This is a genomic window from Serratia sp. OS31, assembly GCF_014164835.1.
Classification (GTDB): Bacteria; Pseudomonadota; Gammaproteobacteria; order Enterobacterales; family Enterobacteriaceae; genus Serratia; species Serratia liquefaciens_A.
Genome location: NZ_JACJFQ010000003.1, coordinates 95150 through 116869, shown reverse-complemented (window position 1 = coordinate 116869; position 21720 = coordinate 95150). Strand labels below are relative to the sequence as shown.

Sequence of the window (21720 nt, the reverse complement as noted above, 5' to 3'; positions counted from 1 at the left end):
TTGGGCGAAAAAACGACATCCGGGCACATTCAGGCCGCAAGAAGATTCATTCTAAGCCAGTCTGTGCCAAAATAGCAGGTTTGAATGGGCTGGCGCTTTGCCCCCAACAGAATAAGATCAGCGGAGCCGTTGTCCATGCAGGATCGCAATTTTGACGATATTGCTGAAAAGTTTGCGCGTAATATTTACGGCACCACCAAAGGGAAAATTCGTCAGGCGGTAGTCTGGCAGGATCTGACCACGCTGTTGGCCCAGTTGCCGCAGCGGCCGCTGCGCATTCTGGATGCCGGCGGCGGCGAAGGCCATATGGCCTGCCAATTGGCAGAATTAGGACATCAGGTGTTGTTGTGCGATCTTTCTGGTGAGATGATCCAACGCGCCGCGTTACTGGCTGAGCAGAAAGGTGTGAGCCAGAACATGCAATTCATACAAAGTTCAGCACAGGATATTGGCCAACATTTGGAACAGCCGGTTGATCTGGTATTGTTTCATGCTGTGCTTGAATGGATTGCCGAACCAGAAGCGGCATTGCGGGCGTTGTTCGACTGCCTGCGACCGGGCGGCGCACTGTCATTGATGTTCTTTAACGCCAATGGCCTCTTGATGCGTAACGTGGTGTTGGGTAATTTCCAACTGGTGAATCCCGAGGTCAGAAGACGCAGAAAGCGTTCGTTGTCACCGCAATATCCGCACAGCCCGCCGCAGGTATACGGCTGGCTGGAACAATTGGGCATGCGCATCAGCGGGAAAACCGGCGTGCGGGTGTTCCACGATTACCTGCAGAGCAGACAGTTACAGACGCAAAAATTTGAAGAGTTACTGGCGCTTGAACAGCACTATTGCCGGCAGGAGCCGTACGTGAGTTTGGGGCGCTATATTCACGTCATGGCGCATAAACCAAACCTGAAGGACGAACTATGAGTGAATTTTCCCAGACAGTACCCGAACTGGTCGCCTGGGCACGGAAAAATGATTTCTCTATTTCGCTCCCTACGGAGCGTCTCGCGTTTTTGCTTGCTATTGCCACATTGAACGGCGAGCGGCTGGACGGCGAGATGAGCGAAGGTGAGCTGGTTGATGCATTTCGCCATGTCAGCAAGGGTTTCGAACAGACGCATGAAACGGTGGCGGTCCGCGCCAACAATGCGATTAACGACATGGTGCGCCAGCGCCTGTTAAACCGCTTCACCAGCGAACTGGCGGACGGTAATGCAATTTACCGTTTGACGCCGCTGGGGATCGGCATTACCGATTACTATATTCGTCAGCGCGAATTCTCCACGCTGCGTCTGTCGATGCAGCTGTCGATCGTGGCGCAGGAGCTGAAACGCGCCGCCGACGCCGCCGAAGAGGGCGGTGATGATTTCCACTGGCACCGCAACGTGTTTGCCCCGCTGAAATATTCGGTAGCGGAAATCTTCGACAGCATTGACATGACCCAACGGGTGATGGATGAACAGCAGCAGGGCGTAAAAGATGACATCGCCGCGTTGCTGAATCAGGACTGGCGGGCGGCCATTTCCAGCTGTGAGATGCTGCTGTCCGAAACTTCAGGCACCCTGCGTGAACTGCAGGATACGCTGGAAGCGGCAGGCGACAAGCTGCAGGCCAACCTGCTGCGCATTCAGGATGCTACGCTGGGCGGTGCGGAACTGGGCTTTGTCGATAAGCTGGTGTTCGACTTGCAAAGCAAGCTCGACCGCATCATCAGTTGGGGCCAGCAGGCAATCGACCTGTGGATTGGCTACGACCGCCACGTGCACAAATTTATCCGTACCGCGATCGACATGGACAAGAACCGGGTGTTCGCCCAGCGTTTGCGCCAGTCGGTACAGAACTATTTCGACAACCCATGGACACTGACCCATGCCAATGCCGACCGTCTGCTGGATATGCGTGACGAAGAACTGGCGCTGCGCAGCGAGGAAGTGACCGGAGAGCTGCCGCCGGATCTGGAGTTCGAAGAGTTCAGCGAAATCCGTGAGCAACTGGCGGCCATGATCGAACAGGCATTGAAGATTTATCAAGAGCAACAGATGCCGCTCAATTTAGGGGCGGTGATGCGCGATTATCTGGCGCAATATCCGCGTGCTCGTCATTTCGACGTGGCACGTATAGTGGTCGACCAGGCAGTGCGCCTCGGTGTGGCTGAAGCAGATTTTTCAGGGTTGCCGGCACAATGGCAGGCAATCAATGATTACGGAGCCAAGGTCCAGGCCCATGTCATCGACAAATATTGAACAAGTAATGCCAGTCAAGCTGGCCAAGGCATTGTCTAACGCATTGTTCCCTGCGCTGGACAGCCACCTGCGTGCGGGTCGTCACATCGGTATCGATGAGCTGGACAACCACGCCTTCTTAATGGATTTCCAGGATGAACTGGAAGAGTTTTACGCCCGTTACAGCGTGGAGCTGATCCGCGCCCCGGAAGGATTCTTCTATCTTCGTCCGCGCTCTACCACCCTGATCCCACGTTCGGTGTTATCCGAACTGGACATGATGGTGGGGAAAATCCTGTGCTATCTCTACCTCAGCCCGGAGCGTCTGGCGCACGAGGGGATTTTCAGCCATCAGGAACTGTACGACGAGTTGCTTAGCCTGGCGGACGAAACCAAATTGCTGAAGTTCGTTAATCAGCGCTCTACCGGTTCGGATCTCGATCGCCAGAAGCTGCACGAAAAAGTGCGCACTTCACTGAACCGCCTGCGTCGTCTGGGCATGATCTACTTCATGGGCAATGACAGCAGCAAGTTCCGTATCACCGAGGCGGTGTTCCGCTTTGGCGCCGATGTGCGCAGCGGTGACGATCCGCGTGAAGCACAGTTACGTATGATCCGTGACGGCGAAGCGATGCCGGTTGAAAACAGCCTGTCGCTGAATGATGAAAGCGATGCTGAAGATTCGCAGCTTGATAACACACCGGACAGTGCAGAGGATGAACAGGAATGATTGAACGCGGTAAATTTCGCTCGCTGACGCTGGTCAACTGGAACGGCTTCTTCGCCCGCACCTTTGATCTCGATGAGTTGGTGACCACGCTGTCCGGCGGTAACGGGGCAGGGAAATCCACCACCATGGCGGCTTTCGTCACTGCGCTTATCCCCGACTTGACGCTGTTGCACTTTCGTAACACCACCGAAGCCGGCGCCACCAGCGGCTCGCGCGACAAGGGCCTGCACGGTAAGCTGCGTGCCGGGGTGTGTTATTCCACTCTCGATGTGATCAACTCACGTCACCAGCGTGTCGTGGTGGGGGTGCGCCTGCAGCAGGTGGCCGGCCGTGACCGTAAAGTGGACATCAAGCCATTCACCATCCAGGGCCTGCCAACGGCGGTACAGCCGACCGAACTTTTGACCCAAACGGTGGGCGAGCGCCAGGCGCGCGTGCTGTCACTGCAGGAGTTGAAAGAGCGCGTTGAAGAGATGGAGGGCGTGCAGTTCAAGCAGTTCAACTCCATCACCGACTACCACTCATTAATGTTCGATCTGGGCGTGATCCCGAAACGCTTGCGTTCATCGTCCGATCGCAGCAAGTTCTACCGCCTGATCGAAGCTTCGCTGTACGGCGGTATTTCCAGCGCCATCACCCGCTCATTGCGCGACTACCTGTTGCCGGAAAACAGCGGCGTGCGCAAGGCCTTCCAGGACATGGAAGCGGCGCTGCGTGAAAACCGCATGACGCTGGAAGCGATCCGCGTGACCCAAACCGATCGCGACCTTTTCAAGCACCTGATTTCAGAAGCCACTTCCTACGTGGCGGCGGACTATATGCGCCATGCCAATGAGCGGCGCATTCATCTGGACGGCGCGCTGGCACTGCGTAGCGATCTGTTGGGCAGCCGCAAACAGCTGGCTGCTGAGCAGTATCGCCATGTGGAAATGGCGCGCGAACTGGCGGAACAGAGTGGGGCAGAGTCCGATCTGGAAACCGATTATCAGGCCGCCAGCGATCACCTTAACCTGGTGCAAACGGCGATGCGTCAGCAGGAAAAGATCGAGCGCTATGAAGGCGATCTGGAAGAGTTGACCTACCGTCTGGAAGAACAGAACGAAGTGGTGGCGGAGGCCAGCGAACAGCAGGCCGAAAACGAAGCGCGTGCCGAGGCGGCGGAACTGGAAGTGGATGAGCTGAAAAGCCAACTCGCCGACTACCAGCAGGCGCTGGACGTGCAGCAGACCCGCGCCATCCAATATCAGCAGGCGTTGCAGGCATTGGAGCGTGCTCGCGCACTGTGCCAACTGCCGGAGCTGACCGCCGAAAATGCCGAACAGTGGCTGGATACTTTCCAGGCGCGCGAGCAAGAGGCGACGGAAGCCCTGCTGATGCTCGAGCAGAAACTGAGCGTGGCCGACGCCGCGCACGGTCAATTTGAACAGGCTTATCAGCTGGTGGGGAAAATTGCCGGCCAGGTCAGCCGCAGCGAAGCCTGGCAGTGCGCGCGCGAATTGCTGCGCGACTGGCCATCGCAGCAACACCTTGCCGAACGCGTGCAGCCATTGCGCATGCGCCTGAGCGAGCTGGAGCAGCGCCTGCGCTCCCAGCAGGATGCCGAGCGTCTGCTGCAGGAGTTTTGCAAGCGCCATGGTCAGCAGTATCAGCCGGACGAACTCGATGCTCTGCAACAAGAGCTGGAAGAGCGTCTGGAGTCGCTGTCGCAAAGCGTCAGCGAGGCCGGCGAACGCCGGATGGAAATGCGCCAGGAACTGGAGCAAATTCAGCAACGCATTCGTGAGCTCACCACCCGTGCCCCTGTCTGGTTAGCGGCGCAGGATGCCCTGAGCCAACTCAGCGAGCAGAGCGGTGAACCGCTGGAAAGCAGCCAGCAGGTGACTGAGTACATGCAGCAGTTGCTGGAGCGCGAACGCGAAACCACCGTTGAGCGCGACGAAGTGGCTGCCAGCAAGCGTGCGGTTGAAGCGCAGATCGAACGCCTAAGCCAGCCGGGCGGTGCCGAAGATCAACGCCTGGTTACGCTGGCCGAACGTTTTGGCGGCGTGCTGCTCTCCGAAATTTATGACGACGTCACCATCGACGATGCGCCTTACTTCTCCGCATTGTATGGCCCGTCGCGTCACGCGATCGTGGTGCCGGATCTGTCGCTGGTGCGCGAGATGCTTGAAGGGTTGGAAGACTGCCCGGAAGATCTCTATCTGATCGAAGGGGATCCGCAGTCGTTCGATGACAGCGTGTTCGCCGTTGAAGAGCAAGACCGTGCGGTGTTGGTGAAAACCGCCGATCGTCAATGGCGTTACTCCCGTTATCCGGAAGTACCGCTGTTTGGTCGCGCCGCCCGCGAAAACCGCCTGGAAGTGCTGCACGCCGAACGTGAAACGCTGGCCGAGCGTTACGCCACGCTGTCATTCGACGTGCAAAAGACCCAGCGTTCGCATCAGGCCTTCAGCCGTTTCATCGGTTCCCATCTGGCGGTGGCGTTTGACGCCGATCCGGAAGCGGAAATTCGTACCCTTACTTCTCGACGTGGGGAAGTTGAGCGCGCGCTGAACAATCATGAAGCGCAAAATCAACAGCAACGTCAGCAATACGATCAGGCGAAAGAGGGCATCTCCGCACTGAACCGGCTGATGCCGCTGGTTTCATTGTTAAACGATGAAACACTGCAAGATCGCGTGGAAGAGATCCGTGAAGAGCTGGAAGAGGCGCAGGATGCCGCGCGTCACATTCAGCAGCACGGCGTTTCCCTGACCAAGCTGGAGCCGCTGCTGTCGGTGCTGCAAAGCGATCCGCAGCAGCATGAGCAGTTACAGCAGGATTACATTCAGGCGCAGAGCGTACAGCGTCAGGCTAAACAGCAGGCCTTTGCCTTGATCGAAGTGGTGCAGCGTCGCGCGCACTTCGGTTATACCGACTCTGCCGGCATGCAAAACGCCAACAACGATTTGAACGACAAGCTGCGCCAACGTCTTGAACATGCGGAAGCGGAACGTACCCGTGCTCGCGAGCAGTTACGTCAGTACCAGACCCAGTTTACTCAGTACAGCCAGGTACTGGCGTCGCTGAAAAGCTCGTATGACGCCAAGCGCGATATGCTGAAGGAACTGAGCCAGGAGCTGGTGGACATCGGCGTACAGGCGGATGCCAATGCTGAAGCTCGTGCCCGTGCACGCCGTGATGAACTGCACGCCGGTCTGAGCAACAACCGCGCGCGCCGTAACCAGTTGGAAAAACAGCTGACCTTCTGCGAAGCGGAAATGGATAGCTTGCAGAAGAAACTGCGTAAGCTTGAGCGTGACTACCATCAGTTGCGTGAGCAGGTAGTGACCGCCAAGGCGGGCTGGTGCGCAGTGATGCGCATGGTGAAAGACAATGGGGTTGAACGTCGTCTGCACCGTCGCGAACTGGCCTATATGGACGGCGACGAGCTGCGCTCGATGTCGGATAAGGCGCTCGGTGCGCTGCGTCTGGCGGTGTCGGACAACGAACACCTGCGCGACGTGCTGCGCCTGTCGGAGGATCCTAAGCGTCCTGAACGCAAGATCCAGTTCTATATCGCGGTGTACCAGCATCTGCGCGAGCGAATTCGCCAGGACATCATTCGTACCGATGACCCGGTCGAAGCTATCGAACAGATGGAAATCGAGCTGGGCCGTCTGACCGAAGAACTGACCGCCCGTGAGCAGAAGCTGGCGATCAGTTCCAAGAGCGTGGCGAACATCATTCGCAAAACCATCCAGCGCGAACAGAACCGTATCCGCATGCTCAACCAGGGGCTGCAGGCGGTTTCCTTCGGCCAGGTGAAAAGCGTGCGATTGAACGTCAACGTGCGTGAAGCGCATGCGACCCTGTTGGACGTGCTCTCTGAGCAGCAGGAACAGCATCAGGATCTGTTTAACAGCAACCGCCTGACCTTCTCGGAAGCGCTGGCCAAGCTTTACCAGCGCCTGAATCCGCAGATTGATATGGGCCAGCGCACGCCGCAGACCATTGGTGAAGAACTGCTGGATTACCGTAACTATCTGGAGCTGGAAGTGGAAGTATTCCGCGGCTCCGACGGCTGGCTGCGTGCCGAGAGCGGCGCGTTGTCTACCGGTGAAGCGATCGGTACCGGGATGTCGATTCTGGTGATGGTGGTACAGAGTTGGGAAGAAGAGTCTCGCCGCCTGCGCGGTAAAGATATCTCCCCATGCCGTCTGTTGTTCCTCGACGAAGCGGCGCGACTGGATGCCAAATCCATCGCGACCCTGTTCGAGCTGTGCGACCGTCTGGAAATGCAGCTGATCATCGCCGCACCGGAAAACATCAGCCCGGAAAAAGGGACCACGTATAAGCTGGTGCGTAAGGTGTTCCAGAACCACGAACACGTACACGTTGTGGGGCTGCGCGGTTTCGCTAACGAACCGCCTGCGGCACTGGGTGTCGCCGCGGCTGAAACGCCATAAGCGCAGAAAAGCCCGCTAATAATCTGAAAATAGCCGCCCTGGGGTGGCTATTTTTTTGTACGCATGGATGATAGTCCTGCTTTTTTATCCGCTTTTAAACGGGTAGCTTAATGAATTACAGTTATTCATTAGTGCCAAAGGGCAAAATGGCTTTTCTGTTCGTATACTGAAACTAATAAGCTGTCTTGGTTGTATTTTTTGTGAGCATACAGGGGGCAATGGATGTTGCTTAGAAATGGAAACAAGGTACGACGTTTGGCGTTGAGTTGCGCAATGGCATGTGGTCTTGCGTCGTCGTTACCCGTATGGGCAACCGTTCCTGCATTCCCGGTGGCGTCTTCCGGTATGTCAGTTGCGCAAAGTCGTTCGGAATTGCTCGCGGCGTTGCCCAAAGGCATTACGCCACATTATCTTTCAACGCTTGCTCCTTTGTACGCAGCGAACCGGATGCAGCTGATGTGGCAGGATCGCGAAGCGGTCCAGCAATTTCAGCAGCAGCTGGCCGAGTTGGCGATGTCTGGCGTGCAGCCGCAGTTTACGCAATGGGTGAAATTGCTGACCAATCCCGCCATTACCGGTGTAGCCCGCGATGTCGTACTGTCTGATGCGATGTTGGGGTATTTGCAGTTCGTTTCGTCGATCGGCGCCAACGGCAACAGCTGGCTGTACAGCAACATTCCCTACAAGCTCGGTTTGCCGCCCAATACGGTGATTAACCAGTGGCAGTTGGCGGTGCGTCAGGGTAAAACGGTGCCCTATGTCACCTCGCTGGCACCGCAGCACCCGCAATACGCCAAGATGCATCAGGCATTACGCGACATGCTGGCCGATGGGCGCCCATGGCCACAGATGGCGAATGGCCCGAGTTTGCGCCCCGATCAACTGAGCGATGATATTCCTGCCTTGCGCGAGATCCTGGCGCGCAACGGTATGCTGACCACTTCCGCCGCGCCGGTAGAGGCGCAAGAGCCGCCAGCGGTGTTGACCGGTTCGCGCAATGAGCCGGATGACGGTGGCTTATCGGTAGATGAAGAGAAAAATCGCGAGGCTCAGAGCGCGGTAGTCAGCCCGGCCGCCGCGCCGGTAAAAGACCTGGCGCCGTCACCACAATCGCCGTTCAGCCAGCAGCAGGAGAGTCCGGTCACGGTCACGGACAATCGCTATACCGCCGATTTGGTTGAAGGCGTTAAGCGCTTCCAGAAATGGCAGGGGTTGAGCGCCGATGGCGTGATTGGCGTACGTACCCGCGAATGGCTTAACGTGACGCCGCGAATGCGTGCTTCGCTGTTGGCGCTGAACATCCAGCGTTTACGCATTCTTCCCGGCCGCGTCGACACCGGAATTATGGTCAATATTCCCAACTACTCGTTGACCTATTACCTGAACGGCAATGAGGTGCTTTCTTCACGGGTGATCGTTGGGCGGCCCAGCCGCAAGACGCCGTTGATGAACAGTGCGCTGAACAATGTGGTGGTTAACCCACCGTGGAACGTGCCGACCACGCTGGTGCGCGAAGATATTGTGCCGAAGGCGATGCGCGACGGCAGCTACTTCCAAAAACACGGTTATACCGTGCTTTCCGGCTGGAGCAACGATGCTGAGGTGATCAACCCGGCCATGATCGACTGGAATATGGTGTCGGCCCGTAACTTCCCATACCGGATCCGCCAGGCTCCGGGGGCGACCAACTCGCTGGGGCGTTTCAAATTCAACATGCCGAGTTCGGACGCTATCTACTTGCACGACACGCCGAACCATAACCTGTTCCAGAAAGACATACGTGCCCTGAGCTCGGGTTGCGTACGTGTCAACAAGGCTTCGGATTTAGCGAATATGCTGTTGCAGGATGCGGGCTGGAACAATACCCGCGTTTCCTCGACCCTAAAACAGGGAAATACCACTTACGTAAATATCCGCCAACATATTCCGGTTAAATTGTATTATTTAACCGCCTGGGTCTCTGATGATGGAAAGCCACAATTCCGTACAGATATTTACAATTACGATGATACGGTGAGATCGGGTGCACAAATTTTGGCTCAGGCCGAAAAATTAATGCAATAAATGCAGTAATTATAAATAAATAACGGTCAGAATATCGGGCCATGGTGCAGGCACTCATTCCGTGAGTGCCTGCAAACCGCGGGATATCACGGGTTGACTCAATCAGTGTGGGCGGTTATGGTTCAGGCAGTGCGCTGTTTTGTGCATATATTTTGATATTCTTGCCGGGTTTAACAGAAACATGGACAAAATTGATCATCATCGCCGTAAGTGGCTGGCGTTAGGTAGCGCCGCTGTGGGCATAGCGCTGCTCCCTGGGCAAGCCTTTGCCAGTCTTTCTACTTCGCGCCCGCGTATTCTTGTCGTCAATAATATGCATACGGGCGAATCCTTGAAAGCCGAATTCTTCGACGGCAAGGGATATAATAAAGACGAATTAGTTCGTCTTAATCATCTCTTCCGTGATTATCGAGCCAATAAAGTCAAGTCAATCGATCCTCGCCTATTTGATCACCTCTATCGCCTGCAGGGGCTGTTGGGCACCAACAAACCGGTACAGTTGGTTTCAGGTTATCGTTCCCTGGACACCAACAATGAGCTGCGTGAACGCAGCCGCGGTGTGGCCAAGCACAGCTATCATACCAAGGGCCAGGCGATGGACTTCCATATCGAAGGCATCCAGTTGAGCAATATCCGCAAAGCGGCGTTAAAAATGAGCGCCGGTGGTGTAGGATATTACCCACGTAGCAACTTTGTACACATCGATACCGGCCCGGTGCGGACCTGGTAATCGCTGTGCACCATAAGTGAGTAGCGCCAGCCCGTCAGGGTGTGGCGCTGTTGTCGTTGGAGCCTTATGAAATACCAAATTATTCCTGTTACCGCTTTTAGTCAGAATTGCAGCCTGATCTGGTGTGAGAGTACCCAACAGGCGGCATTGGTCGATCCCGGCGGCGAAGCGGAAAAGTTAAAGGTCGAAATTGCTCAACAGGGCGTGACGGTCACGCAGATCCTGTTGACGCACGGCCATCTCGATCACGTAGGGGCAGCGGCTGAGCTGGCGGAACACTATCAGGTGCCGATCTACGGTCCGGACAAGGAAGACGCTTTCTGGTTGGATGGTCTGCCTGCGCAAAGCCGGATGTTTGGTCTGGAAGAGTGTGCGCCTCTGACGCCAACTCGCTGGCTGGAAGAAGGGGACAGCGTGCAGGTGGGCGAGATGACGCTCAAGGTACTGCATTGCCCCGGCCATACTCCTGGCCATATCGTGTTTATTAATGAGCAGGCGCGATTGGCGCTGGTGGGTGACGTATTGTTTAACGGTGGCGTGGGTCGCAGCGACTTCCCCCGTGGCGATCACCAGGCATTAATCAACTCGATTCGCACCAAACTCCTGCCACAGGGGGATGACATGGCGTTTATCCCAGGTCATGGTCCGATGTCTACCTTCGGTCAAGAGCGTGAAACCAATCCGTTCCTGCGAGAAGAACCGGCCATCTGGTAAGGTTATTTCCCGGCAGAAATAACTAAGGGGCGCATTGAGCGCCCCTTTTGCTTATTTGGAACCCTGAGCTTTACAGCACGGCGACGATGGCTTCACACAGCGGCGCCATATTGTCTGGCGTCATGCCTGCGACGTTAACCCGGCCGGAGTTAACGGCGTAAACGCCAAATTCGTCACGCAGGCGCAGTACCTGTTCTTTGGTCAACCCGCTGAACGAGAACATGCCGTTCTGGTTGATGATAAAGCTGAAGTCCTGCTCTGCGCCTTTCTCCTGCAGAGTATTCACGAACAGCTGACGCATGCGGTGAATGCGTTGACGCATATCGGTCAGCTCCTGCTCCCACAGCGCGCGCAGCGCATCATCACCCAGGATGGTCGCAACCACCGCGGCACCGTGTGACGGCGGGTTGGAGTAGTTGGCGCGAATGGCTGCTTTCACCTGGCTGAAGGCGCGATCAGCGGTATCCGCATCTGCGGCCACCAGAGTACAGGCGCCGACACGTTCGTTGTATAGGCCGAAATTCTTCGAGTACGAGCTGGCCACGATCAGTTCCTGATGCTTGGCGGCGAAAATACGCAGGCCCTGCGCATCTTCTTCCAGACCTTTCGCAAAGCCCTGGTAAGCAAAGTCAAACAGCGGCAGCCAGCCGTTAGCCACAGACAGCTCGGCTAACTGAGCCCACTGCTCTGGCGTAGGATCGATACCGGTTGGGTTATGGCAGCAACCATGGAACAGGACCACATCGCCTGCCTGAGCCTGTTTCAGGCTGTTCAGCAGGCCATCGAAGTCCAACGCATGATTAGCCGCATCGTAGTAGGCATATTCCAGCACTTCCAGGCCGACGGCGCCGAACACGTTTTTATGGTTCGGCCAGCTTGGGTTGCTGATCCAGATGCGTTTAGCGCTGGTCTGGTTGGCGATGAAGTCAGCTGCCACACGCAGGCCGCCGGTGCCACCAGGCGTTTGCGCGGTGCGCGCACGCTTGTCGGCAATGATTGGGCTTTGTTTGCCGAACAGCAGTTCTTGCGTGCAGTTGGCGAAAGCGGGGATGCCCTCAATGCCGAGATAGTTTTTGGTGGCTTCATTTTCCAGCAGATACTGCTCAGCTTTTTTCACGCTGGTCAGCACCGGCGTTTTGCCGGTTTCGTCTTTGTAAACGCCAATGCCCAAATTGATTTTGTTCGGGCGTGCGTCGGCGCGGAAAATGTCGGTCAGACCCAGAATCGGATCGGCAGGTGCAGCAGTGATTTTTTCAAACATGTCAGGTGCTTCCATGGCTCGGAGTTAAGCAGACAGAAGCATCAGGGTAGCGCCAGTTATGCGCTTTGCCAACCGTTTGCGAGAAAAACACAGCGATCTTGTGAAGGGCGCAGATTCAGCATAAAAAATGAGGAAGAAGGGGGCATTGGCAGGATAAAAATTTACGCGTAGCGCAAAAACAAAAACAGGGCCGAAGCCCTGTTTTTTAACTTACCCGACGGTGAACCGTCGTTAAGTGAGACAACTTAGAACTGGTAAACCAGACCAACACCTACGATATCATCGGTAGCGGTGCCAGTGGCTTTAGTGAACTCGTTGTCGTCCAGCAGGTTGATTTTGTAATCAACATAGGTAGACATGTTTTTGTTGAAGTAGTAAGTGGTACCAACAGAAACATATTTAACCAGATCCTGGTCAGAACCCACGCCTGGGACGTTCAGGTTTTTACCTTTAGACTGCAGGTAAGAAACTTCTGGACGCAGACCGAAGTCGAACTGGTACTGAGCAGTCACTTCGAAGTTCTGAGTTTTGCTGGCGAAGCCGCCGCAATCGGTAGATGCATTACAGGTTGAGCTGAAGTTGCCGCCGCCGAATGGAGTCATGTTACGAGTTTCTGCGTACATAGCTGCCAGGTAAACGTTGTTAGCGTCGTATTTCGCGCCAACGGTCCATGCATCAGCTTTGTCGCCACGTTCGTTAGAACGCAGTTTTTGATCATCGGTGCGGTTGGAAGAAGCGTATGCTGCACCTACGCTGATGCCTTCGCCGATGTCATAAGTAGAAGACAGACCCCAGCCGTCGCCGTTTTGTTTCTTGACGTCACGGCCATCGTTCTGGTTCTTGCCTTGGTACTGAACGGCGAAGTTCAGACCGTCAACCAGACCGAAGAAGTTGTTGTTACGATAGGTAGCAACGCCGTTGGTACGGCCAGTCATGAAGTTGTCGGTGTAGGTATAAGTATCGCCACCGAACTCTGGCAGCATATCTGTCCAGCCTTCCACGTCGTACAGTACGCCGTAGTTACGGCCGTAGTCGAATGAACCGTAGTCAGCGAATTTCAGACCAGCGAAGCCCAGACGAGTCTTGGTGCCTTCGGTGCCTTGAGATTCAGAGTGGTTAGCCTGAACGTTGTATTCCCACTGGCCGTAACCGGTCAGTTGGTCAGTAATCTGGGTTTCACCTTTGAAGCCGAAACGAACATAGGTCTGATCGCCGTCATTGCCTTTGTCGTCTGAGAAGTAGTGCAGACCGTCAACTTTACCGTACAGATCCAGTTTGTTGCCGTCTTTGTTGTAGATTTCAGCAGCGTTAGCTGCACCAGCGGCTAACAGAGCTGGGATTACCACTGCAAGAATATTGCGCTTCATCATTATATTACCCTCATTGGTGTTATTCGGACACCTTTGCCACTGCCGCCAATAATTCTTTTGGAACTATTGTTGATAGATTGGTGTCGTCCTGTGTCTGCACGCAGTGTTCCATTCACGGGCAGGTTTATCTAGAACGAAAATGCTACCAATGTCCTAATGAGGTTTCAAAAAGAAAATATTTGTAACTAAATGTAATATTCACGGAACTTTGTGACGCTCGTCAATATTAAAAAATGCGAAAGGCCAGCTAAGCTGGCCTTGGTTTTGTAACTAAATTAACTAGAAAATGTATTATCTGATTAATTAAAAGGTTGCATTACGTGGTGTGCGTGGGAAAGGGATCACGTCGCGCACGTTTTGCACACCGGTTACGTAGGCGATTAAACGCTCAAAACCTAAACCGAAGCCGGCGTGTGGCACTGTGCCGTAACGACGCAGATCGCGGTACCACCAATAATCTTCTTTATTCAGGCCCATGGCTTCCAGGCGCTGATCCAACACGTCCAGACGTTCTTCACGCTGAGCACCGCCGATGATCTCGCCAATGCCCGGGGCCAGCACGTCCATCGCCGCAACGGTTTTGCCGTCGTCGTTCATCCGCATATAGAAAGCTTTGATGTCTTTCGGGTAGTTTTTCACCACCACCGGCGCTTTAAAGTGTTTCTCGGCCAGGTAACGCTCATGCTCGGAAGACAGATCGATACCCCAGGAAACTGGGTTTTCGAAAGTCTGGCCAGAGGCGATCAGGATTTCCACCGCTTCGGTGTAATCAACCTGAGCGAAGTCGGAAGAAACAAAACGCTTCAGGCGATCAATTGCATCTTTGTCTACGCGTTCTGCGAAGAACTGCATGTCATCCATACGCTCGTTCAATACGGCCTGGAATACATACTTCAGCATTTTCTCTGCCAGTTCCGCGATATCCTCGAGGTCAGCAAAGGCAACTTCCGGCTCGATCATCCAAAACTCGGCCAGGTGACGGCTGGTGTTGGAGTTTTCGGCGCGGAAAGTCGGGCCGAAGGTGTAAATTTTCGACAACGCACAGGCATAGGTTTCGCCGTTCAACTGGCCGGAAACGGTCAGGAACGCTTCTTTACCGAAAAAGTCCTGGCTGAAATCGACCGCGCCTTTATCGGTGCGCGGCAGGTTTTCCAGATCCAGCGTGGAAACGCGGAACATTTCGCCGGCGCCTTCGGTATCGGAAGCGGTGATCAGCGGAGTGGAAACCCAGAAGAAGCCGTTCTCGTGATAAAAACGGTGAATCGCCTGCGCCAGAGTGTGACGCACGCGAGCCACGGCACCGATCAGGTTGGTGCGTGGGCGCAGGTGCGCCACTTCGCGCAGGTATTCGATGCTGTGGCGCTTGGCTGCCATTGGGTAAGTATCAGGATCGTCAACCCAACCGACCACTTTAATCTCGGTCGCCTGCAGCTCGAAACTCTGACCTTCGCCAGGAGAGGCGACCACTTTGCCGGTTACTTCAATCGAGCAGCCGGTGGTCAGATGCAGCACTTCATCCTGATAATTCGGCAGAGAATTATTAACGACGGCCTGTAACGGATCAAAGCAGGAACCGTCATAGACGGCCAGGAAGGAGATACCAGCTTTAGAATCTCTCCGGGTACGCACCCAACCGCGCACGGTGACTTCACTGTCAACCGCAGCACGGCCTTGCAGTACGTCGACTACAGGCACTACGCTCATAGATTTCTCTCTTAATAATTTGGTTTAGAAATAGCTTACAACCCAAGAATATGGGGATGTTGCTATGTTACTTGCCGCGGTGCAGAGCACAAGCAGAAATCGCCGGATTGGTGCAACATTTCTTGGCTCTGAGCGAAAAGGGAGCACGGCGAAGTCTCTTATAAAGAAGAAAAAAGCCGGCATGAGGTCTTCAGCCGGTTTTTTCGCGTTGGCAGGGCTGTGGGGCTTAGCTGGCTTTCTTCACCAGCGGTAAATCGAAGGCCTTGCGCAAGGCTTTCACAAAGGCTTGATCCTGGCAGATGGTCTTGCCCGGGCTGTCGGAAAGTTTAGCCACCGGCTTGCCTTTGCATTCGACCAGCTTGATCACGATGTTCAGCGGTTTAACCCCTGGGATATCGCAGGTCAGACGGGTACCGATACCAAATACCAGATTGACGCGCTGGTGGAAACGACGGTAGAGCGCCATCGCCTTGTCCAACTCCAGATTGTCGGAGAACACCAGCGTTTTGCTCATGGGGTCGATGCCCAGCTTCTGATAATGCGCAATGGCTTTCTCGCCCCATTCGAACGGATCGCCCGAATCATGGCGCAGGCCCTGATAACGCTGGGCGAACTGCGGACCGAAATCACGCAGGAAGGCGTCCATGGTGATGCAGTCGGTCAGCGCGATGCCAAGCTGGTCCGGGTATTCATCCAGCCAGGCTTGCAGCGCTGCGCGTTGGCTGTTGGCCAATACCGGGCTGATCTGCTGGTGCGCCTGGAACCACTCGTGAGCTTGGGTACCCACGGGAGCGAGCCCCAGTTGGTGGGCCAGATCGTAGTTGCTGGTGCCGACCAGATAAGGAAATTCGTCTTTCAAGGTGCTGACAATCGCCTGCTGCACGCTTTGCGAGAAGCGACGGCGGGTGCCGAAGTCCATCAGTTTGAAGCGAGAAATATCCACGTCAGCGCTCATGGCTTTAAAATGCTCGAGTTTGCTACGCAGATGAGCGACGGCCATCTCAGGCGTGACCTCCGGGGAGCGGTGACGGTGCACCACCTCACTGATCACGGCCAGCAGAGGGACTTCCCACATGATCACTTCACGCCAGGGACCGGCAATGCGGATGTGCAACTTGCCTGCATGATTTTCAATCTGAACCTGTTGCGGATCGTAGCGAAACTCGCGCAGCCAGTTCAGATAATCTTCGCGGAAGAAAGGCAGCCCGGAAAGATAGTTGAACTCAGCGTCTGTCAGCGCCAATTGGCTCATCAGTGCGATCTGGGTACGGATCTCGTCGGCATATTCGCCAAGCAGCTCGTCACCGCGGCAGCGGAATTCCGCCGCCACGCTGATAGCAGGATAGCGATGGAACACTGCTTGCTGCATATGAAGCTTATAAGCATCAGTATCAAGCAGTGATGTCAAAATCGGGGAGGCGTATTGAGTCATAGCGCGTTACTGCATCCTCGTCAGGCGCGTGTCCAAATCCGGATAATCATAAAAAGTGGGGGGAGTATACCCGGATTATCCTGTTATTGAAGCTGCATCACACCACAATTCATCGGAGCCGGTCGAGGATTAAACGTGCCTTTATCTCTGCTTGCCATCAAGATACCGACAGAAAAGTCAGATAAGCCTGTAAGGTGAATGACTTAGCCTAATTAGTCATAAAAATTATAATGTTAATTATTTTAAACAACAATTCAGATAAAACCGTTCTGGGTATGAATGCCTATCCGGTCTTTACCGTTTTTCTTGCAAAAATAGAGCGCTTCATCCGCCTGCTTGATCGCCGTTGGCAACAAACGGATATCGCGTACCTGGGCAATGCCGCAACTGGTGGTAAAGCGGACGTTTTGGCCATCGGTTAATGTCAGGCTGAACCTATGAGTGCGTTCGCGTAGCTGTGACATCACTTCCCGCGCATTCTCCAGCGTACAGTTACCGAGGATCACGGCAAATTCTTCACCACCATAGCGACAGAAAATGTCGCTGGATCGGAAGGTGCTTTGCAGCAGCTTGCCAAACGCCACCAGAACCAGGTCACCCACATGATGGCCGTAGGTGTCATTGAGGCTTTTGAAATTATCAATATCAATCAGGCAAAAGGCCAACGGATAGCTGCCTGCGGCCAACGATTCGCATTCGAGGAAGAACTTACGGCGGTTATAGATGTTGGTCAAAGGATCAAGGAACGAGGACGCCTCCAGCTCTTTGATCAGCAGATGTTTTTCATTTTCCAACGTCACTTTTTCCAACTGGTACTGCTTGAGCTGTTTAATGGCGTCGCTGATGGCCATCAATTCTTGAGCGTAGAACACCTCATTGCGGTCGATATTCATATTGCCGCGTGACAGCCGTAAAATATTGTTATGGGTTTTCGTCAGCCAGCGGCTGATATTTGAGCAATACACCAGCGTGGGCAGAAAAATAAACAGCGCAATCAGACCGGCAAGGGAAATCATGCCGTAAATAGCGGTTTGGCTGTGGTAAATCTTATGCTTTGACGCCGCAATTTCCATTTCAAAGGTGCGCTGATAAAGCCGCTGCGAAAGTTCGCTCAGGTTTTTAACATACTGGTAAATCGAGTCGGCGGGATAGGGGGTATGAGTATTAACGGCATGGTATAACCCTTCGGAAATGAATCTGGTCTGGTTGGCGGACAGCTGTGCCAGGATCTCATTGACCAGGGTGGTGGTTTGCACATCGTTATAGGTCAGTTTCATAAAAATCAGCCGGCTGTTTAACGCACTCAATACCCCGGTGAGCTGAACGGCTTTCAGATAAGCATCTTTGCGCTCCCGCTGGTTGGTATTGACGTCAATGACCTGGTCGATCAGCTCGGTGACAGACATATTCAGCCGATTATTCAACCGCATGGCTTCCAGAAACAAAAACGAGTCGGCATCGACCATGCGGTTATCGTAGCTATAACGGTAATAACTTTTGCTGGCCTGGGAAATATAGTAGGCGCTGTTGATGTTAAACAGGTTGGCGTTGACATCGTTCACGTGAGAAAGCTGCAGGTTGTCATTATTTAGCAGTTGTTCCATCAGATTGAGCATGGAAAGCGCGGCGATTTTTTGTCGAATGCCGAGTTGTTGCGATATTTTACTGTCGATGTGTGGGCGAAACTGGGCGATTTTTTCGCGCGCTACGCGGTCGGCATCCTGCCACTGTTGCGGAGTGATATGCGGATCAACCAGGCTCAAGCGTTTTAAACGGTGCGCCAATAACGTGGCCTGAAAAGCCGCTGAAATCTCTTTGGCGCGGGTAATTTTGTACAGGTTAAGTCGGTTGTCGCGATAGTCGGTATTAGCCTCGACTAGCTCATCGGAAATAAACAGAGCAAATGAGGACATCAGGGCAAAGGTAAAAAAATAGATCAGATATTTTACTTTCATATGCGCTATGCGTCCTTGAGCCCGATCTGCTAATTATATCACTGAGTCTCCCAGCCTGTCTTGGCTATACCCAACCGGTGGGATTGCCTGCAAAGTGCCGCCGAACGGGAAAGGCTGCCCCGTGAGATAGGGTAAGTTCGTACTTTTGACGTCAATGTTCTCATCTGGAATACGTGCGACCCCGCAGGGCATCTTTAGCATTTAATGCTGAATTTGATGCCGCATCAGGTGAAGGAGCCTGATGGCGTGGGCAATTCTTCGACAGGATGACGATCCACCTCCGATTTCTCCGCTCCGGCGCCCCGGCATCTCTGGGTTTTTTTTTTAGCTGTGATACAGTTTATTTACAATCGGGCTCATCGAAATTTCTGCTCTTTTCCCATGGCGAAATACACCAAAGATGAAAGCCTGGCACCTGTAACTCACTGAGACGTCAAAGGGTTTTTATGACACAACAGCCACAGGCGAAGTATCGCCACGATTATCGCGCGCCAGATTACACCATCACTGATATTGACCTGAATTTTGAGTTGGATGCAGAGAGCACTCGCGTCACTGCCGTCAGCAAAATCAAACGCCAGGGCGCTGCCGATGCGGCGCTGGTGTTGAACGGTGAAGATCTGACGCTGGTGAGCATTGAGATCGACGGTCAGCCGTGGACAGCCTATCAGTTGCAGGATAACAAACTGGTTATCGAGCAATTGCCGGCACAATTTACCATGACCATTGTCAATGATATCCATCCGGCCAAAAACACCGCGCTGGAAGGGCTGTATCTGTCCGGCGAAGCGCTGTGTACTCAATGTGAAGCCGAAGGTTTCCGCCACATTACTTATTATCTCGACCGCCCGGACGTGCTGGCGCGGTTTACCACTCGCATCGTGGCCGACAAGGCGCGTTACCCGTTCCTGTTGTCAAACGGCAACCGCGTAGGTCAGGGCGAACTGGAAGATGGGCGTCACTGGGTGCAGTGGCAAGATCCTTTCCCAAAACCTTGTTATCTGTTTGCGCTGGTGGCCGGTGATTTCGACGTACTGCGCGACAGCTTTACCACCCGTTCCGGTCGCGAAGTGGCGCTGGAGTTGTTCGTTGATCGCGGCAACCTGGATCGCGCCGACTGGGCCATGACCTCGCTGAAGAACTCGATGAAATGGGACGAAACCCGTTTTGGCCTGGAGTACGATCTCGATATTTATATGATCGTCGCGGTCGATTTCTTCAACATGGGGGCGATGGAGAACAAAGGGTTAAATATTTTTAACTCCAAATACGTGCTGGCGAAAGCCGAAACCGCCACCGATAAGGATTACCTGAATATCGAAGCGGTGATTGGCCACGAATATTTCCACAACTGGACCGGCAACCGCGTGACCTGCCGGGACTGGTTCCAGCTCAGCCTGAAAGAAGGGCTGACGGTATTTCGCGATCAGGAGTTCAGTTCCGATTTGGGCTCACGCCCGGTCAACCGTATCGATAACGTGCGCGTTATGCGCGGTGCGCAGTTCGCCGAAGATGCCAGCCCAATGGCGCATGCTATTCGTCCGGACAAAGTGATCGAAATGAACAACTTCTACACCCTGACGGTGTACGAGAAAGGTTCTGAAGTGATCCGCATGATGCATACGCTGCTGGGCGAAGAACAGTTCCAGAAGGGGATCCAGCTGTACTTCGAACGCCATGACGGCAGTGCGGCAACTTGCGATGATTTCGTTCAGGCGATGGAGGATGCGTCCAATGTTGACCTGTCTCTGTTCCGCCGCTGGTACAGCCAATCCGGTACGCCGCTGCTGACGGTACGCGACGAATACGACGCCGAGCACCAACAGTACCGTTTGCACGTCAGCCAGAAAACCGCGCCGACCGCCGATCAGCCGGAAAAACTGCCGCTGCATATTCCGCTGGATATCGAACTGTACGACGCGCAAGGTAACGTGATTGCCTTGCAGAGAAACGGGTCGGCGATCAATAACGTGCTGAACGTCACCGAAGCGGAGCAGACCTTTGTGTTCGATGGCGTGGCGCACAAGCCGGTACCGTCCCTGCTACGTGAGTTCTCCGCGCCGGTTAAACTGGATTATCCGTACAGCGATCAGCAACTGACCTTCCTGATGCAGCATGCGCGCAATGAGTTTGCCCGTTGGGATGCGGCACAGAGCCTGTTGGCGACTTACATCAAACTGAACGTCGCCAAACATCAGCAACAGCAGCCGTTGTCGCTGCCGCTGCACGTTGTTGATGCTTTCCGCGCCGTACTGTTGGACGAGAATTTGGATCCGGCGCTGGCTGCGCAGATCCTGACGTTGCCTTCAGAAAGTGAAATTGCTGAGCTGTTTGCCACCATCGATCCTGAAGCGATCGCCGTGGTGCACGAAGCGATCGTCCGCTGTCTGGCGAAGGAAATGGCCGATGAGTGGCTGGCGGTTTATCACGCCAACAAGACCGACGGCTACCGGGTTGAACATGCCGACATCGCGAAGCGCGCGCTGCGCAACGTGTGCCTGGGCTATCTGGCCTTTGGCGATGAAACGCTGGCCGATCGATTGGTCACGGAGCAGTATCGCCAGGCGGATAATATGACCGATTCACTGGCGGCACTGGCCGCTGCGGTGGCGGCGCAATTGCCTTGCCGCGACGCGCTGCTGTCGGCCTTTGACGAACGCTGGCACCAGGATGGCCTGGTGATGGACAAGTGGTTTGTGCTGCAGGCGACCAGCCCGGCGGCGGACGTGCTGACCAAAGTGCGTGGGTTGCTGAAACACCGTTCATTCAGCCTGAGCAATCCAAACCGCACACGCTCATTGATTGGGGGCTTTGCTTCCGCCAACCCTGCGGCGTTCCATGCGGCGGACGGCAGTGGCTATCAGTTCCTGGTGGAAATCCTCAGCGATTTGAACCAGCGTAACCCGCAGATTGCGGCTCGCCTGATCGAACCTTTGATCCGCTTGAAACGCTACGATGCTTCGCGCCAGGCGTTAATGCGCAAAGCGCTTGAACAGTTGAAAGGGCTGGAGAATTTGTCCGGCGACCTGTTCGAGAAAATCACCAAGGCGCTCGACGCGTAAGTCTAAAATGGGACGGTATGCCGTCCCTTTT

Annotated in this window: 13 protein-coding genes; 8 read left to right on the top strand and 5 right to left on the bottom strand. The window is 54.5% G+C overall.

Annotation, left to right across the window (positions count from 1 at the left end):
* Positions 1-135 precede the first annotated feature (135 nt).
* The 7 genes from cmoM to H5P17_RS04380 all read left to right on the top strand — a co-directional run bounded on the left by cmoM (position 136) and on the right by H5P17_RS04380 (position 10905).
* A complete protein-coding gene (cmoM, locus tag H5P17_RS04410; protein WP_044549554.1) occupies positions 136-921 on the top strand; it encodes a tRNA uridine 5-oxyacetic acid(34) methyltransferase CmoM in 786 nt (261 codons plus the stop codon).
* The gene (gene mukF / locus H5P17_RS04405; RefSeq protein ID WP_020826143.1) at positions 918-2240 is read left to right on the top strand and encodes a chromosome partition protein MukF; all 1323 of its coding nucleotides are present in this window, start codon (positions 918-920) and stop codon (positions 2238-2240) included. The genes cmoM and mukF overlap by 4 nt, the downstream gene beginning before the upstream one ends.
* Positions 2221-2949, top strand: coding sequence for a chromosome partition protein MukE (gene mukE, locus H5P17_RS04400; RefSeq protein WP_044549558.1), 729 nt, complete (start codon positions 2221-2223; stop codon positions 2947-2949). Before mukF ends, mukE begins: the two co-directional genes overlap by 20 nt.
* Positions 2946-7397: a chromosome partition protein MukB gene (gene mukB / locus H5P17_RS04395; RefSeq protein ID WP_182821493.1), complete on the top strand. Its 4452-nt coding sequence runs from the start codon at positions 2946-2948 to the stop codon at positions 7395-7397. The genes mukE and mukB overlap by 4 nt, the downstream gene beginning before the upstream one ends.
* A 222-nt stretch (positions 7398-7619) precedes the next feature.
* Positions 7620-9461, top strand: coding sequence for a L,D-transpeptidase (ldtD, locus tag H5P17_RS04390; RefSeq protein WP_044549561.1), 1842 nt, complete (start codon positions 7620-7622; stop codon positions 9459-9461).
* A gap of 181 nt (positions 9462-9642) precedes the next feature.
* Positions 9643-10191: a YcbK family protein gene (locus H5P17_RS04385; protein WP_020826147.1), complete on the top strand. Its 549-nt coding sequence runs from the start codon at positions 9643-9645 to the stop codon at positions 10189-10191.
* A gap of 66 nt (positions 10192-10257) precedes the next feature.
* Positions 10258-10905 (top strand): MBL fold metallo-hydrolase, encoded by a 648-nt coding sequence (locus H5P17_RS04380; protein ID WP_182821491.1) that lies wholly within the window; start codon positions 10258-10260, stop codon positions 10903-10905.
* Between the two features lie 70 nt (positions 10906-10975).
* Here H5P17_RS04380 and H5P17_RS04375 read toward each other — a convergent pair whose 3' ends face one another.
* The 5 genes from H5P17_RS04375 to H5P17_RS04355 all read right to left on the bottom strand — a co-directional run bounded on the left by H5P17_RS04375 (position 10976) and on the right by H5P17_RS04355 (position 18627).
* Complete coding sequence (locus H5P17_RS04375; protein ID WP_044549564.1) at positions 10976-12166, bottom strand: amino acid aminotransferase; 1191 nt, start codon at positions 12164-12166, stop codon at positions 10976-10978.
* Positions 12167-12411: 245 nt separating this feature from the next.
* Positions 12412-13536 (bottom strand): porin OmpC, encoded by a 1125-nt coding sequence (gene ompC / locus H5P17_RS04370; protein ID WP_044549566.1) that lies wholly within the window; start codon positions 13534-13536, stop codon positions 12412-12414.
* 303 nt (positions 13537-13839) lie between these two features.
* Positions 13840-15240, bottom strand: coding sequence for an asparagine--tRNA ligase (gene asnS, locus H5P17_RS04365; protein ID WP_044549569.1), 1401 nt, complete (start codon positions 15238-15240; stop codon positions 13840-13842).
* A 226-nt stretch (positions 15241-15466) separates the two neighbouring features.
* Positions 15467-16672 carry a nicotinate phosphoribosyltransferase gene (gene pncB / locus H5P17_RS04360; RefSeq protein WP_182821489.1) on the bottom strand — a complete coding sequence of 402 codons (1206 nt, stop codon included), beginning with the start codon at positions 16670-16672 and terminating at the stop codon, positions 15467-15469.
* A gap of 254 nt (positions 16673-16926) precedes the next feature.
* Positions 16927-18627, bottom strand: a complete 1701-nt coding sequence (locus H5P17_RS04355) for a GGDEF domain-containing protein (RefSeq protein ID WP_182821487.1) — start codon at positions 18625-18627, stop codon at positions 16927-16929.
* A 446-nt stretch (positions 18628-19073) separates the two neighbouring features.
* Here H5P17_RS04355 and pepN point away from each other — a divergent pair, with 446 nt between their 5' ends.
* Positions 19074-21689, top strand: a complete 2616-nt coding sequence (gene pepN / locus H5P17_RS04350; RefSeq protein ID WP_182821485.1) for an aminopeptidase N — start codon at positions 19074-19076, stop codon at positions 21687-21689.
* Positions 21690-21720 lie beyond the last annotated feature (31 nt).

Bases quoted from the DNA above. Each gene is read 5' to 3' on its own strand.
- cmoM (WP_044549554.1), top strand. From the start codon at position 136: ATGCAGGATCGCAATTTTGACGATATTGCTGAAAAGTTTGCGCGTAAT.
- mukF (WP_020826143.1), top strand. From the start codon at position 918: ATGAGTGAATTTTCCCAGACAGTACCCGAACTGGTCGCCTGGGCACGG.
- mukE (WP_044549558.1), top strand. From the start codon at position 2,221: ATGTCATCGACAAATATTGAACAAGTAATGCCAGTCAAGCTGGCCAAG.
- mukB (WP_182821493.1), top strand. From the start codon at position 2,946: ATGATTGAACGCGGTAAATTTCGCTCGCTGACGCTGGTCAACTGGAAC.
- ldtD (WP_044549561.1), top strand. From the start codon at position 7,620: ATGTTGCTTAGAAATGGAAACAAGGTACGACGTTTGGCGTTGAGTTGC.
- H5P17_RS04385 (WP_020826147.1), top strand. From the start codon at position 9,643: ATGGACAAAATTGATCATCATCGCCGTAAGTGGCTGGCGTTAGGTAGC.
- H5P17_RS04380 (WP_182821491.1), top strand. From the start codon at position 10,258: ATGAAATACCAAATTATTCCTGTTACCGCTTTTAGTCAGAATTGCAGC.
- H5P17_RS04375 (WP_044549564.1), bottom strand. From the start codon at position 12,166: ATGTTTGAAAAAATCACTGCTGCACCTGCCGATCCGATTCTGGGTCTG.
- ompC (WP_044549566.1), bottom strand. From the start codon at position 13,536: ATGATGAAGCGCAATATTCTTGCAGTGGTAATCCCAGCTCTGTTAGCC.
- asnS (WP_044549569.1), bottom strand. From the start codon at position 15,240: ATGAGCGTAGTGCCTGTAGTCGACGTACTGCAAGGCCGTGCTGCGGTT.
- pncB (WP_182821489.1), bottom strand. From the start codon at position 16,672: ATGACTCAATACGCCTCCCCGATTTTGACATCACTGCTTGATACTGAT.
- H5P17_RS04355 (WP_182821487.1), bottom strand. From the start codon at position 18,627: ATGAAAGTAAAATATCTGATCTATTTTTTTACCTTTGCCCTGATGTCC.
- pepN (WP_182821485.1), top strand. From the start codon at position 19,074: ATGACACAACAGCCACAGGCGAAGTATCGCCACGATTATCGCGCGCCA.